We start from the raw sequence: 14,087 nt of genomic DNA on the forward strand, positions 1-14,087 counted from the left end.
CTCAGCCGCTGGTCTTGATGTGGCGCGGGTCCGAGTGGTTCAGCGGCGCAGGCTTCGCCTCCCACGAGAACGGTGTGTCGGAGAGCGTGTAGCGGTACCACGGCGGATCGTTGCTGCGGCCGAGCCTGTGCCGCAGGTTGCCAAACGCCCGGTAGAGCACCGGATAGGGTTGGCCGTGATACTGCTTCAGGATGTCGTGCCAGGCACGCGGCGCGGCGCGGATGAACGCCTCCATGTCCTTGGTCAGCTCGTCTTCCGACATGATCTTCATCCCGGCCGGCGGATCGCCCAGATCGGTGACGGTGCTGCGCACGAACTCGTTGGGGTTCCATTCCGGTCCCAGCGGCACCGTGCAGTCCATGCCGATCTTGGAGGAGATGCCGAGCGTCGTGCTCTTGGGATCGACGGTCATGGTGTTGAGCCCGTCGAGCCGCACCGTGTCCTTGTCCGGCATGTAACGGTAGGCCATGGCGGCCAGCACGGCCTGGTCGTCCCAGATGTCGACGTCGGTGTCGAACACCATGGCGATCTTCGGCAGGCCCTGCTTGGAACAGGTCAGCATGATACCCAGCGCCTGCTTGGAATCGCCGGCGCCCAGTGGATGGATCTTGGCATAGGCGATGTTGGACAGGCCGCCCAGCGGACAGCGCACCTCGCGCACGTCGATGCCCCCCTGCTTCAGCCCGTTGAACAGGTCGGCCTCGATCGCCGGCAGCTGCAACATGTTGTCGGTGTACCAGGGATGCAGCCCGCCGATCGTGCAATGCTGGAAGATGCCGCCCTTGCGGTAGGTCATCGCCTTCACCTTGAGGCGATAATTGTGCTTGATGCCGCCGCCGTACATGCCGGTGAACTCGCCGTACGGGCCCTCGTCGTAGACAAGGCCTTCGAGCGCCATCAGCTCGCATTCGAGCACGATCTCGGCATTGGCCGGGACCATCACGTCGATCGTCTCGCATTTGATCATCTTGGCCGGCTCGCCATAGAAGGCGCCCAGCACCTCGAAATCGTCGGTGTCGGTGGTGACGCCGACCAGCGCCGAGATCTTGTCGATGGTCGGACCGCCCAGGACGATCGCGACCTCGAGGTTCTGCCCCTTCGCGGCCGCCGCCATCGCGTGGATGCGCTGGCGGTGCGAAGTGCAGGTCATGTCGACCGACTTCTCGTTCTTCGTCCGGAACATCGAGCGGTAGATGCCCCAGTCGTAGACACCGGTATCGGGATGCTTGCTGATGAAGAGATTGTCGTTGGTGTAGGCGTGGCCGTCGCGATCGTGATGCAGGAACAGCGGCAGGCGGGTCAGGTCCACATCGTCGCCCTTCAGGATCACTTCCTTGCAGGGCGCCGTCGTCACCGTCTCCCACTTCACGCGGCCCTTGGAGCGCGCCACCATCTCGAGGCCGGTCCGCGTCTTGTCGCAGCCCATGGCCCAGGCGAACATCTCCTGGTTGGAATAGGCGTTGGCCAGAACCGAGAATTCGGTGTCCTTGATCTTCTCGATCAGCACAGCCTTGGTCGGGTTGGCTTCCATGAGCTTGGGAACCTGGTCGACGCGCACCTCGTCGGTGATGCGCACGAGGAAGCCCGCTTTGTCCATCGCGTCGACAAAGTCGGAAAGGGATTGCTGCATTGTCTGACCCGAATGAAGAGGAAATCAGGAATAGGCCGGTGCGGTCTGTCCGTGCTCGGCGAAGGCCCTGAGGTGATGCAGCATCATACCCCAGAGGGCGTTGCACTTCTCGAAGTTGCCCTTCTGATGCGGCCATCCGGAATGGGCGAAGGCGAGATGGACCCGTCCGTGCGGCGTCTGGCCGAGATGGAACGAGACGCTGGTGCCGGCGGCATCGCCCGGCCCGTCGACGCATTTCCAGACGACCGTGTCGGCGCCCTCCGACGCCACTTCCCAGACGAAGGTCGGCCCATCGGCATATTTCAGGGTCCACTGGCTCCCCACGCCCGCGCCGCCTGAGACCTCGGCCATGGTCCAGCCCTTGAGCCCCTCCAAAGTCGTGAGGGCGGCGTGGACCTTGGCGGCATCCGCCTTGATGTTGACGGCGTGACGAAGAGCGTGATCGGACACGGTTGGACCTCCCGAAAACCTTATCTGCAACGCGGGAATAGCGTAGGCAGCCTTTGTGAAGGCGACCTTAACAGTGGGGATGAAGCGTTCAACCTTGAGCCGCCGGCATGTCGACTACCGACTTTCGGTCCTTCGAGGCCTCGCATTGCGCCGCGGTGGTCCCTCCGGTATGTTCCGCCGCGCCGGACCCGTAGCTCAGCTGGATAGAGCGCTGCCCTCCGAAGGCAGAGGTCGTGAGTTCGAATCTCGCCGGGTCCGCCATCGCTTTATGGGCGTTGAGGCCACTGGAAACAGGGGTCGGTCACACTGGTGTCACAGTGGGACTGGATCGATGGCGACCCTTCGTAAACGTAAAGGCAAGTGGCAGATACAGGTCCGACGGCAAGGACAGCCTGCCCTTTCTAGAACATTTATTCTGCGGGCCGATGCCCTCGCATGGGCGCGCACTGTTGAAGCAGGAATGGACCGGGGTGACGCGGTGGTCGACACCCGCCCCTTGCGCACCCTCACGGTAGACAATCTTTTAGAACGGTATTTGGGGACTGTGACGGTCCTCAAACGCGGGGCCACATACGAAACGGCCCGCATCAAGTGCCTCCGCAGGACAAGCTTGGCGCGGCTGTCGCTGGTCGCAGCCACGCCAGACAAGTTCGCCGCCTATCGTGACCAGCGACTGACCGAGGTCGCATCCGCGACGGTACGAAAGGAAATGGCGCTATTCAGGCATATGTTTCGGCTAGCTCGCCAAGAATGGGCTCTCCCGATCCCCTCAAATCCGGTGGCTGAACTCAAGCCGCCCGCACACGGCAAGCCTCGCAATCGACGCCTGAGCACTGCGGAGACTGGGCGAGTGGACGCTGCTCTAGAGAAGCTCCGCAGCCCGATGATGCGAGCATTGATCCGTTTCGCCCTCCAAACGGGCATGCGGCGTGGCGAGTTGGTCAAGTGCGAGTGGCATCACCTCAACGAGGCTAGCCGAACCTTGCTGATCCCCGAAACCAAGACCGACACGCCAAGGACCATACCGCTATCAGGGGACGCGCTGGCGACGCTCAGCAGCTTGGGCACCAACCGACAGGGGGCGATTTTCCCCGTTACTGCTAATGCTGTGATGCTTGCATGGGAACGGGTCCGAGCGTGGGCAGGAATGCCTGACTTCCGCTTTCATGACCTGAGACACGAAGCCATCAGTCGTTTCTTCGAGAGGGGGCTGAGCGTGCCTGAGGTGGCGCTGATCAGCGGGCACAAGGATGTGCGCATGCTGATGCGCTACACCCACCTCAGAGCAGAAACGGTCGCGGCACGCCTGTAAGTCGCGACTGAGCGTCACGACCGAATGTTCGCAGGGGGTCCGAAATCTATTTGTCCTGCGCTCCCCCGAAGTTTGCCGTCCAAATCACCCCGTTGACAGTACACCGGATGGTACCGGTTCCGCATAAGCACGAACCGTATCCCATTGGTTCTCGAACGGCTCTAGCGCTTTAAGATTTAACGACGTGTGATTTTTCCACGACTCTGGACCCTTGGCATATGCTGCGACTTGCCCGCCCTTGGCCATGAAGTATCGAATCGGTTTATGCGCCCTTTGATCGCCGACCAAGACGTAAATGGTGAGTATGTCCCCGTTAACTCCTGAGATGCTCGCCCGGCTCAAGAGCCAGGGCGAGGCCATGACGCTCTTGACCTGAATCGGCTTAAAGTTGCGACTCCCGCGCTGGCCAACCAAAATGTCGTAGTGCTGCGTATTACGGTCGGCTAGTTGGGCGTCGAATCCACGCCGAAGCAGTTCGCCCATTACGAAGTATTCACCGGCATTCCCAGTCGGAATACCGGGCTTTTTCTCCTTCTTCGGCTCGTCGGTCATTTGGCCCTCCCATTGAGAGCATAGCCAGAAGTTCTAGCGCTCAGCTAGCCCCGGCCTTCCTTGATCCCGATGACTTCGCCGTGTTTGCGACTACTGGGAAAATCAGGGCGTGTAACAGACGATAATCTTCACCTATGGAGAGTTACACGAATTTGGCCGGATGATTGTCTTCGAGGCCGCAGGTTGGTACCCCGCCATCTGAACGCGAAACTGGTAGTCGGTACAGCGCACATCCTATTGGCACGAGGCCGTTGTAGAGCCATAGTGCGCGGGTAGCAGAACCGCGCGATAGTTCTCTTCTTGCAGACTGGTAGAAATTCGAATGTTCAAATTTGGTGTGCGCAATTTCCGCCGTCTCAAGGCGGTGCCGCCAATTGGGATTGTTCCCATAACCATCCTTGTTGGTAGAAATAGCAGCGGCAAGAGTTCTTTTCTTCGTGCTCTTCCGTTGCTTCGTCAATCAGTGCAAACCCGCACAAGCTCGCCGGTTCTATGGTTCGGCGATCTTGTTGACTTTGGGTCGTATCGGGGGGCGGTCTCTGACAATGACCTGCGTGAACCAATAAGTTTTCTCTTTCACCTGGACGTCGTTGAAGTAGAGCGCCGCAATAGATTTTTTCGCTACACCAATGCGATGTCGGGAGATCACCTCAAGCTAGAGAACGTTGATGTCGAAGTATCGATTGCTTGGGATGACGACGAGAGTGACGTCCGTCTTCAGAAGGTCAGCGTCGCCTCGGAAATGGGGGCGTTTACGCTGGAATTGACTAAGGCCGGCGAAGTCTCTGCGCTTAAGTGGAATGGCGCTAACATTTTAGAGTTATTCCAGAACATTAGGTTGTTTGTGCCACGTGGGTCGATATTCCCCGATGTTATTGCCGCAGATAAGAAAACGAAGACAGTGTCGAGTACATTTATCGAAATGTACTACCCACCAGACGTGAGGGAGCTTGCTTCGCGGCTCTCGGCAGCCGTCGCTCCGCTGGTGGATAAGAGGCTTAGTAAGACGAACGCGCTCCCCGAACTGTGCGGTGAGTTTCTTAGCCTCCCTCTTCTTAGCAAGGAGGTCCTGACTACATACTTAAAGAGCGTGAGTGTTAGATCGTGGAAGAAGCTGATATCCAAACTTCTCGAAAAGGACCCTAAAAACTCGCTCGCCGAAATACGAAAAATTCATACGGCCGCTCAATTCTTGCCGATGTTGCGAGCTGTGAATGCGTCGTTGAGAAGACTTATTGGGCAAGTCCTTTACATAGGACCCGCGCGAGCCAGGAGCGAACGGTACTACCGCTACCAGGAATTGGCGGTCTCCGAGATTGATCCCGATGGCAAGAACTTCGCGATGTTTCTCAACTCTCTTCGAGGAAGCCAGCTGGACGAATTGTCCAACTGGATTGAAGGTCTATTTGGTTACAGGATCGACCTCTCTCGTACTGAAGGGCATATCAGTATCAATCTAGTAGAGGGTAAAAGTACCACGAACATCGTTGACACTGGTTATGGTGTCTCGCAGATCTTGCCCGTCCTGGGGCAAATCTGGTGGGCAGCAAATCGGGACCGTGACATTCGAACACGATCTGAGCGTGCAGCTATCTCAATTCTGGCAATCGAACAGCCGGAATTGCATCTGCATCCAGCGCATCAGGTTTTTCTAGCTGACGCACTTGTGGCGGCCCCTGAGGGCAGACGGCAACGGACACATTTTTTGATTGAGACACATAGCGAGACTTTAGTTAATCGCTTAGGGCAGTTGGTCAGCGAAGAAAAACTATCTCCTGAAGACGTTCAGATAGTTCTATTTGAGCCCGATGAGACTGACCCCCGACGGACCAATACTCGCATTGCTACCTTTGGGGAAAACGGCGCGCTAATTGACTGGCCCTATGGCTTCTTTCAGCCAGGTTAGTGATGCTTTTTCATTTGGATATCAGTCCGCTTCAACTGGCGGCATCTAATCGTGATGAGCTGACGATTGCTGTCCAGGAGCTCTTGCGCGCGCATCGTTATGGTCACCACCTAATTGTCATAGGTCGGAAGGAGACAGAGTGGCTTGCGGCCGAATTGAAATTTCATCCGCCAGAGAGAGCTATGCTCGCCGAAATCGCACTGGAATATACACAAACCGCCGGGCTGCTTCAGCGAGCGTCGCGCTACGTTGCGATAGTGCCGCAGCCAGCTGCTTCGAACGGACCACGCATAGAAATCTCTCTCGGTGACCTAAAGCCATACTTGCTCGAAAGAACTGCGTTATTGGTTGAAGACGTTGATACCGATGGGAGGTTTTACGCCCTGGTGTTTCAGGCTCTGCGCAAGGCGCTTCGACATGGACCTCTCAGTTGGGAATTAGTTCACGGGGGAGGTGATCGGCTTCCGATAGTATTTCAATCCAAGGTCACTGATCGTCGAGTTGTCTGCGCCATTATCGACAGCGACCTCAGTGCGCCAAGATCAGAGCAGAATGCAAAAATCAAACGCCTGACAAAGATCGCAACTGAATTGGGATGGCCGCACTTCCATGTGGCAATCCTGCCTTGCCGAGAGGCAGAAAATCTCATCCCGCTCGATATTTTGGCGAAGCTTGGTAGTGCCGCGCAACGAACTCCCTCCATTGGAATTCTTCGTTCTATTGCTGAGGCGGAAGCCAAGAAGAATATTGATAAGCTAACGGAATTTTGGATGTACTTTGACATTAAGAAGGGACTTAGCGAGCCGACGCTGGCAGCTCTAAAGAAGAAGGAAAGAGACTGGGTCCAGCAACGAGCAAAATTGATCAATCTAGACGTGGGGCTGACGCCGATTGAAGGGTTTGGCGACAAGGTGCTTCATCAGCTTTTGCAATCAAATCTGGCTTGTTCTGAGCTTGTTAAGGTTATCGCAACGAAAAATTGGCGAGACTGCTTCGCTGGTCTCTTTTCGGAGCTGTTGTGGCTCTGCTTAGCTCGAACACCCAAACTAACATAGCTAGCACGTGTCTCAACGGCGCAGACGTTGAACTGCAAAAGAGGACCAATCACAAGTCCTCTTCCTCCAGGTATTAATTCTCCAGGATGCAGGAGGGTCTAGTGACTGCGGATTTCAACCGTCAGACTGTCGAGATAATTGCAAAGAGAGCCGGAAGCCATTGCTCAAATCCGGATTGTTTCGCCGTCACCGCCGGTCCATCAGAGGAGGAAGCAAGGGCGGTAAATGTCGGGGAAGCGGCGCACATATACGGCGCACGACCGGGGGCAGCCCGCTACTCTGCGGTAATGTCAGTTGCTGAGCGTTCCGACATAACCAATGCCATTTGGCTCTGCCGAAACTGTCATAAGATCGCAGATGCTGACCCTATTCGATTTCCGGCTGAACTACTCTTTGAGTGGCGTCGGGCTCACGAACAAATAATTTCCGAGAGCTTGGGTAAGGCTGGCGCAGTAATGCGTCAGAAAATTCTGCAGCGAATGTTGGCCGGTTTCGAAAACTGTAGCTATCTCGCTCAGCAAATCATCATCGATAAGCCGGACTACTGGGAATACAAGCTGACCGCTGAACTTTTGCGAACGACGCTCGTCCCCATCGTGCGCAGGTGGGAGGCGCTTGAAAAAGGTCTGTATGTTCTACCGCCGCAAGTGGTTCGGTCGGACGACTATCTCGCCTGGTCTAACGCTCAAATGGAGGCGATGCAGCAGCAGACGACCGCACTTACGCGTTTGGTTTCCGAAGAACTAGCTGCCGCCTGGGGTCCGCCAGGCCAACCAGGTTCAGCGAGTGAAATCCATCGAGTATGTTCATTGATTGCAGAAGCCTGTCAGGGAATCCTCAGTTGGGAAGAAGCGATGCGCTTCGCGGCGGTTCCGAGTGACTTTCAGGAACTGCAGAAGTTGTTCGCTAGTCTGCCTGGTAGAAACATGCAGAAAATATTGGAAATTCCCAATTGGCTTTCCGGGGTGTTGACCACCGAAGCCCCAGAGGGCCTGCATTCCATGACTGTTGTATTTGACCTCCCACCAAATTGGTCAAACGATCTCCAGCGCGCGACTGAGAGAGTGCTAGGAAGGCTTCAGGAGAGGAATTAGCCGAATCTCAGTTAGCCTGCTAATCACTCGTAGGTCGCGACTGAGCGTCGCGAGGGTAGTGTGCACGCACCACAGTTGCTAATGGGCATTAGTCAGCTGGTATCTGAGGGCCTTCAGCCATCTTTCTCAACTTGCTGATCTCCACAAGCGCCAGGAAGAGCACCTTTTCAATAGCACCCTTCTGCTTTTTCAGGCGAGGGTTGGTTGGCGTCAGCTTGTGCATGACCTCAACCCGCGCCAGATCCGTGCGCAGCTTCGCGATGATGGTCTCCAGCGCCTTGATGCGCTGTAGTTCGCTCATTTTGTTATCGTTTGCCTTCATCGTCGCCTCGATAGTTGAGCCATTCTCACGATTCTGTCGCTACTACCGGGGAAGCCGGAAAGTAATTAAGCAACTTGTCCGCGACCGGCCGCCCCGGGAAGACGCTGTGCCACTAGAGCTCCTCAAGAAACCGCCCCCAGCATCAACCCCATCGGCGTCGCTGCAGTCATAGCCATCGTCGGGTGGCCCGCTGATCGGGCGAATGGCAGGTCGTCGAGCTTCGATTAATTTCAGTCACATGCGAATGTGTCTCGCGATGAGCATTGACAAGGCGTCGGCGCCAGAGAAAAATGCGGATGCCATTTACGCGTGTGTACGTTCCTGATTGAGCGTATGTCTGGCGCTTCGCCGGACTTCAATCGATTGTAGACTCTTATCGGTGCGGAAGAGTGCGCTGTCTCATCGCCTCTTCGAGGGCGCTACGCTCGATAAGACATCACCCTCTTCCTCACCTTCATAGGTAAGTGGCTTCATTTCACCCGACTGATCTAATCAAGAACATGAACCGGGATGGTTTTCGTGTTCATGCTCCTACTACGGTTGTGTTTCTTTGTGGCGGATTCATCGACGCCAGCTCGCCCGTCCCTGTCACCTTACGCGACGCCTTTTCCCGAACTATTCGTGCGAGTGCTCTCAAGTACAAGGTGATTCTGGCCGAGGAGGCGCAGCCTCTTACAGCGGACGCAGGCTACAAAGATCTATTTAGCTTTGAATCCGACATAGCCCAAATTGTCGGCCTCATTCTTTTGTTTGCGGAAAGTCCCGGTAGCCTAGCCGAGTTGGGCGCGTTTGCTGCGCTACACACTGTTGCGCCTAGCCTGCTGGCGGTGCTGGACGATTTCTATTACAGCGCTTCATCATTCATTAGAAATGGTCCCGTTCGTTTCTTAGAAAACGAATACGGAGAAGAGTGGATCCTGGTACTGGATCGCGCGGAGCTTGGCATATCTGCAACTGGAACAAATGAGACGCTAGACGTTACGGCTTTTGCCAGTGCGATTCTCCCGGCCGTTCAGAAGCGCCTGGTAGCGAAACCTACTTGGTCAAAATTCGACCCGACCAATAGCGGTCACGCCATTCTATTTATGACGGGTCTCTGTCAGGAATTTGGCGCACTAACCATCGGGGAAATTCGGACCTACCTGAGTTCATTTGGCATTCCGACTGATCGACTTGCAAATTATGCCTACTGCGCGGAGCTATTGGGATGGATAAAAAAGGTTCGAAGGGGAAACAACAACTTCTATGTAGCAACGCCAGGTGAGGCGGCTCTTGATTACAAATTCGAAACAGGTCCCCAGGATAAGCTCCGTTGGCGCGCGGAGATACGTCAATACTGGCAAAGGAACGATACCACTCGGTTCAAAGCGATAGGCTCCGTGCTTGTCCCGCCGGGGGTGTCATGAGCGAGCTCCTACGCTTTTTATCCGCTGACACAGGGCTGCCCGTGTCCGACTTGCTTCGGATAATCAACACGGCACCCCGCCGTTACAAGATTTTCTTTATCCCTAAACGCTCTGGTGGAATGCGTGAAATCGCGCAGCCAGCACGGGAACTCAAGCTTTTGCAAAGAGCCGTGGTAACGCGCTTGATTAGCCAGTTGCCAGTTCACGCAGCCGCTCGCGCATATCGTTCTGGCTTATCTATCAAAGATAATGCACTTCCTCATGCTGGAGGAGGGCCAATCCTAAAAATGGATTTTCGCGACTTCTTCCCATCAATTAAAAGCGATGACTGGGAGCGCTACTGTAAAAAAAACAATCTCCTTTCGATCGATGATCTCAATATCTCGTCGTTGATTTTGTTTCGAAGAGTAAAGGGCAAGAAAGCTCTCAGACTGTCGATTGGCGCGCCATCTTCTCCGGCTCTTTCCAACGTGTTGATGTTTGATTTCGACACCCGCGTTAGCGCAGAAGCAGAGAGACGTAAGATAAATTACACGCGATACGCAGACGACTTGACGTTCTCAGGTCAGCGCGCAGGCATGCTGCGTGACATGGTATCTGAAGTGGCAAAAGCGGTACGCCAGATCGAATTTCCGAGACTACAAGTGAACGATGACAAGACGACGTTTATAACACCCAGCCGGCGAAGGACAGTCACGGGGGTTACACTCACAAACGACGGAAACCTCAGTCTAGGCCGGGATCGCAAGCGTCTCATATCATCGAAGGTGCACCATGCCAGCTTAGGCAAGTTGAGCACAGAAGAGTTGCGGGAAGCTGCCGGCCAGTTGGCCTTTGCAAATGTAGTCGAGCCTGAATTCGTTGCCCGTCTGGAGCGGCGTTACGGAGAAATAGTTAGTCAAATTAGAAAAGTCAGTAGAAGCTCCGGGAGCAGCTAGTCCAGCAAGGTAAAGTTCCCGGCGCGGCTCCGAGGGTCGCGATGATGCAGTGCCGCTACACTCCCTGCCGCTGCCAAGAGGGGCGGTTAGCAGGACTTCGATTTTCAATCGAATTGAGTCTACCCGTGCCTCGCGCGGCGGTGGGAGAAAATGAGAATCTTGCTCTGTCTCTGGATGTCACGACCGAGTGTCACGACGGGACGTTGGTCGCCGCCCTCATCTCTTCCTAAGTAATTTTCTAGGAGTTCAAACCTGCAATTCTAGAAATGACTTTTGGTCAGCTGCTGAATTTCTATGATATTATGGGACATAAAGAATTTATGAGAGAGAGCGACATGTCGACAGTATGGATAAGAGAGAACGAAAGCAGAGAATTCTAAGAGAGATTTCTAGACTCATTGATGGTCGTTTAATTCTAAGATTGAATAAGCATGAGATTAATACACTTGTTGGAATCAAGAATTCTCTAAATGGAAATCTGAGATGTTCTGATTCTCATGAAGAATCAGTAGAGAGAATAAAGTTAAAACACCTCTCTGAACCTTTTGAAATTTCCGAGTTAGATAGACTCAGATTTAAGCACATCATTTTTCCTAGGATGGGAGACTTCATTTTGGGCTGGGACTCTGCCTCTAGAGAGGTGTCCTATGATGCAGCCTTAGACCTGTTTGAAGCTGATCTAGAATATCTCCGTAGCGATGATCTCAGCCATCACCTACCGGCCTCCTGCGCCGCAGCCCGCGCTGCAGTTGAGGCAAACATCGGCACAATCCGGCTTCATCCTCGATTTGGAAATGGATCGAAGGTTGCCTTCTGGCAGTACGAGAAACTCGTACTAGCTACCGCTGGCGGATGGGCGAGTCATCTCAAAGAGCTAGGTGTGACCGTAAGAAATTAGAGAGTGATGGCGCTGCCATCAAGAGAGCGAACCTCCAGAGGAGGCGCTAGCGGCAACGGCCGCAGAAGTGACCAAACGATGAGTAACCAAGAACTAGAAACACCCCAGCTAAATCCGGGTGTGAGAGAGGCTGTTGACGCCTACCTGAAATTCCTAAACCGGAAGAAGCTGATGCCCAGCGTTGACACGGCAGTCTGGGCGGCCAAGACCGAGTACGAAACCAGCGGCTATATAAGGCCTACACAAGTAGCGCTTCTGCAGCGATGTTTCTATCGCGCGCGGGTAGATCGATACCAAACAGATCCTTTGCCGATTAACATTCTAGACCAAGCCATCGCCCAGGAACTCGATGGGCAGCCCTGCCGTATGCTGCAGGGCGATGAAATCGCCTTGGCTATAGAATTGCTAGCCATGCCCGGAACACACACGCCGGAGGAAGAGGAGTGGCACGGCCATGTTCAGGAGCAGCTACTCTTGACCGGGTGGCTATCGCAAGATCAGTTGGTAGAGCTGAAGAACCTGTATCTGGAGTCGACCCGACGGTGGATGACTTCACCGGCCCCGCTATGAACGACGATGCGAAATCTGAGAAGAAAATCCCTAGAGCGTTAAGTGATCGTGTCAGACAGAGCATCGATCACTACCTAGCCAACATACGCAAGCCTGGACTTCAGCGTGATGTCCGCTCCGTGATCGACAGTATCGAGAAGCAGTATCGGGCCGTGGGCTGGTTGTCGTTCAGACAAATCGATGTTTTGCGCAGATGTTGCATGGCCAGCAACGCAAGCAATCCGATGGGCGGGTTTAGCAACGGCCCCCGCTACGGTCGGAACGCACCCGCAGGGCGGGGCAGAGGTCCAGTTGGATAAGGATGACTAGCAGCATTTCTATATTTTTCCTCTGCTAGCCTATCCGCCTCTGGCGCTCTGCGAGCCGCAATTACTTATTCCTCGTCGACGCCCACTCGTAAGTTAAAAGACGTAAGTGCTCCGAGGGATCAACGCCGATCACAGAGCAAATTTCTAAGTACTCCACAACGTCCAATCGCCTCTCCCCAGTTTCATAGCGAGACACGAATGACTGATGCTCATGGAGTTTCTTCGCCACGTCCTGCTGCGTAAGACCGCCATCCTTGCGGGCGCGCTTCAAGCTTGCACAGAACAGCTTGTGACGTGCCGTATGAACTGACTTGAGCATCTACGCGCCCCGAGAAAGTGGAGCCGTGCGCTAATGCTGATTTCGGATTATGCCAAAAGTAGATAATTTGTGATAAGTTGCTTGGAGTATTTGCTTGGGGAGATTCGAGAATGAAGAAGGTCAGCGTGGTCGTAGCCGCCGCAACCATTATCAGCGGTTGTGCTGCTGGCGGCGGTAGTTTCGAATGGAGAGAGTCCACATGGAGTGGCGTAGGCTCGCTGGCACAGACATCTTATGGATGCCGGCTTAATATGGCCGTTATTAACACCACGACATCAAGTCGCAGCTACAACTTTGCAGCGACAGCGCTTGATAGAGACGGCAACACAGTAGCCGCTGGCAGCGGTGCGACGCCGGATATCGATCCTGGAAAGCGAGGGACAACGTGGATGACGTTCTCTGCAAGCTGCCTCCGGATCGAAAGGTTACGACTCACGTTCCGCTGAGCTTGCGCGAACAGAAGCGCAGCACCTAGATTTGGTCTGGTCTACGTTAGTCGCGACTGGCCATCTGGCTGCGTGAACCCTCGGATTTGTTGTCGCAACAGTCACGACTGAGCGTCGCGAGCCAACGTTGATCGCGAGCCAAAAATAAACGCCAGCCCTTTCAGGCTGGCGTTTTCGTGTCGGATTGTTTGCTTGGTGGCGCTGCAGCCGATTGAATTCTAGTGAAGCGCCAGCTGTCGGTGCTGTTCCACTCTTTCAGGAGGTGGCCGCATGAGCAGTTGAATGAATCGTCGTCCCTGGCGAAGTATTGGACAGGGTGGCCTAACCACGCCTGTCCGCAGTTCCCGCAAGTTAGACGGATCTCCTCCCGATGGCTCATTCCGGCGCACCGTGTGAAGCCAGAGAGCTGTCGTGAAACCCACAAACATTTCTCTTCTTGATCATAAGGTCAGCGTGTTCCTGGCGTTGAATGCGAAGTGCTTCAAGCGCTTCGTCAAACTTTCCCGATTCCGCTTCGGCATAGATCTGATCCAGAACTTCCATCGCTTCGCCCTTGGTTCGGCAACGAGCGACCGCTCCACGTCCGATGAGATCGTTTTCGAACCACCAGTTCCGTCGGCCATACCCCATAGTCACTTCATAGTGCCCTGACCTAGGATTTATGCGCACGTTTTTGGTGTTGCCCAGGTTGCCGTTGGCTAGGCAACTTCTCGCATTCTCAATCTGATTGAGGTATTCGCGAGGGTAGGAGCCCTCTTCGAGCCTTACGTAGCTGTTCTTCTTGTGTGTTTTGAATACGAAGTTTGTCATTGTTAAATAGTGCTCCTTTACACGTTAAGGTTGTATACATAGCCGAAGAGACGTCGCCTCCTTGGCGCTCA

General features: G+C 54.7%; 15 protein-coding genes and 1 tRNA gene. 10 read left to right on the forward strand and 6 right to left on the reverse strand.

All coding sequences use genetic code 11. The annotated features are described in order from the left end of the window. Position 1: 1 nt before the first annotated feature. Positions 2–1,630, reverse strand: coding sequence for a UbiD family decarboxylase domain-containing protein (locus ACQY78_RS10555; RefSeq protein ID WP_428685352.1), 1,629 nt, complete (start codon positions 1,628–1,630; stop codon positions 2–4). A gap of 24 nt (positions 1,631–1,654) precedes the next feature. Continuing rightward, the gene (locus ACQY78_RS10560; protein ID WP_428685354.1) at positions 1,655–2,080 is read right to left on the reverse strand and encodes an SRPBCC domain-containing protein; all 426 of its coding nucleotides are present in this window, start codon (positions 2,078–2,080) and stop codon (positions 1,655–1,657) included. Positions 2,081–2,264: 184 nt separating this feature from the next. Here ACQY78_RS10560 and ACQY78_RS10565 point away from each other — a divergent pair. Then, positions 2,265–2,341: transfer RNA gene (locus tag ACQY78_RS10565), tRNA-Arg, on the forward strand. A gap of 70 nt (positions 2,342–2,411) precedes the next feature. Further along, positions 2,412–3,392: a site-specific integrase gene (locus tag ACQY78_RS10570; RefSeq protein WP_428685356.1), complete on the forward strand. Its 981-nt coding sequence runs from the start codon at positions 2,412–2,414 to the stop codon at positions 3,390–3,392. Between the two features lie 84 nt (positions 3,393–3,476). On the opposite strand, the gene ACQY78_RS10575 is transcribed toward ACQY78_RS10570, so the two are convergent. Then, positions 3,477–3,944 (reverse strand): hypothetical protein, encoded by a 468-nt coding sequence (locus ACQY78_RS10575; protein ID WP_428685358.1) that lies wholly within the window; start codon positions 3,942–3,944, stop codon positions 3,477–3,479. A 322-nt stretch (positions 3,945–4,266) separates the two neighbouring features. Between ACQY78_RS10575 and ACQY78_RS10580 the strand changes: the two genes are divergently transcribed. The 3 genes from ACQY78_RS10580 to ACQY78_RS10590 all read left to right on the forward strand — a co-directional run bounded on the left by ACQY78_RS10580 (position 4,267) and on the right by ACQY78_RS10590 (position 7,999). Continuing rightward, on the forward strand, positions 4,267–5,850 hold the full coding sequence (locus ACQY78_RS10580) for an AAA family ATPase (RefSeq protein ID WP_428685360.1): 1,584 nt from the start codon (positions 4,267–4,269) through the stop codon (positions 5,848–5,850). A gap of 2 nt (positions 5,851–5,852) precedes the next feature. Continuing rightward, positions 5,853–6,905 (forward strand): hypothetical protein, encoded by a 1,053-nt coding sequence (locus ACQY78_RS10585; RefSeq protein WP_428685362.1) that lies wholly within the window; start codon positions 5,853–5,855, stop codon positions 6,903–6,905. Between the two features lie 101 nt (positions 6,906–7,006). After that, on the forward strand, positions 7,007–7,999 hold the full coding sequence (locus tag ACQY78_RS10590; protein WP_428685364.1) for a hypothetical protein: 993 nt from the start codon (positions 7,007–7,009) through the stop codon (positions 7,997–7,999). 88 nt (positions 8,000–8,087) lie between these two features. Here ACQY78_RS10590 and ACQY78_RS10595 read toward each other — a convergent pair whose 3' ends face one another. Next, positions 8,088–8,321, reverse strand: coding sequence for a hypothetical protein (locus ACQY78_RS10595; RefSeq protein WP_428685366.1), 234 nt, complete (start codon positions 8,319–8,321; stop codon positions 8,088–8,090). A gap of 500 nt (positions 8,322–8,821) precedes the next feature. Here ACQY78_RS10595 and ACQY78_RS10600 point away from each other — a divergent pair, with 500 nt between their 5' ends. The 4 genes from ACQY78_RS10600 (at position 8,822) to ACQY78_RS10615 (ending at position 12,133) form a co-directional block, all read left to right on the forward strand. Next, positions 8,822–9,727, forward strand: coding sequence for a retron St85 family effector protein (locus tag ACQY78_RS10600; RefSeq protein ID WP_428685368.1), 906 nt, complete (start codon positions 8,822–8,824; stop codon positions 9,725–9,727). After that, the gene (locus tag ACQY78_RS10605; protein ID WP_428685370.1) at positions 9,724–10,665 is read left to right on the forward strand and encodes a retron St85 family RNA-directed DNA polymerase; all 942 of its coding nucleotides are present in this window, start codon (positions 9,724–9,726) and stop codon (positions 10,663–10,665) included. Before ACQY78_RS10600 ends, ACQY78_RS10605 begins: the two co-directional genes overlap by 4 nt. 346 nt (positions 10,666–11,011) lie before the next feature. After that, a complete protein-coding gene (locus ACQY78_RS10610) occupies positions 11,012–11,563 on the forward strand; it encodes a hypothetical protein (protein WP_428685372.1) in 552 nt (183 codons plus the stop codon). Between the two features lie 78 nt (positions 11,564–11,641). After that, positions 11,642–12,133: a hypothetical protein gene (locus tag ACQY78_RS10615; protein WP_428685374.1), complete on the forward strand. Its 492-nt coding sequence runs from the start codon at positions 11,642–11,644 to the stop codon at positions 12,131–12,133. Between the two features lie 369 nt (positions 12,134–12,502). Here ACQY78_RS10615 and ACQY78_RS10620 read toward each other — a convergent pair whose 3' ends face one another. After that, positions 12,503–12,760 (reverse strand): helix-turn-helix domain-containing protein, encoded by a 258-nt coding sequence (locus ACQY78_RS10620; protein ID WP_428685376.1) that lies wholly within the window; start codon positions 12,758–12,760, stop codon positions 12,503–12,505. Positions 12,761–12,870: 110 nt separating this feature from the next. On the opposite strand from ACQY78_RS10620, the gene ACQY78_RS10625 reads away from it, so the two are divergent. Then, positions 12,871–13,206, forward strand: a complete 336-nt coding sequence (locus ACQY78_RS10625) for a hypothetical protein (protein ID WP_428685378.1) — start codon at positions 12,871–12,873, stop codon at positions 13,204–13,206. A gap of 375 nt (positions 13,207–13,581) precedes the next feature. Here the strand turns inward: ACQY78_RS10625 and ACQY78_RS10630 are convergent, their stop codons facing one another. Then, complete coding sequence (locus tag ACQY78_RS10630) at positions 13,582–14,016, reverse strand: hypothetical protein (RefSeq protein WP_428685380.1); 435 nt, start codon at positions 14,014–14,016, stop codon at positions 13,582–13,584. Positions 14,017–14,087 lie beyond the last annotated feature (71 nt).

Source organism: Reyranella sp. (assembly GCF_965279625.1).
Taxonomy (GTDB): Bacteria; Pseudomonadota; Alphaproteobacteria; order Reyranellales; family Reyranellaceae; genus Reyranella.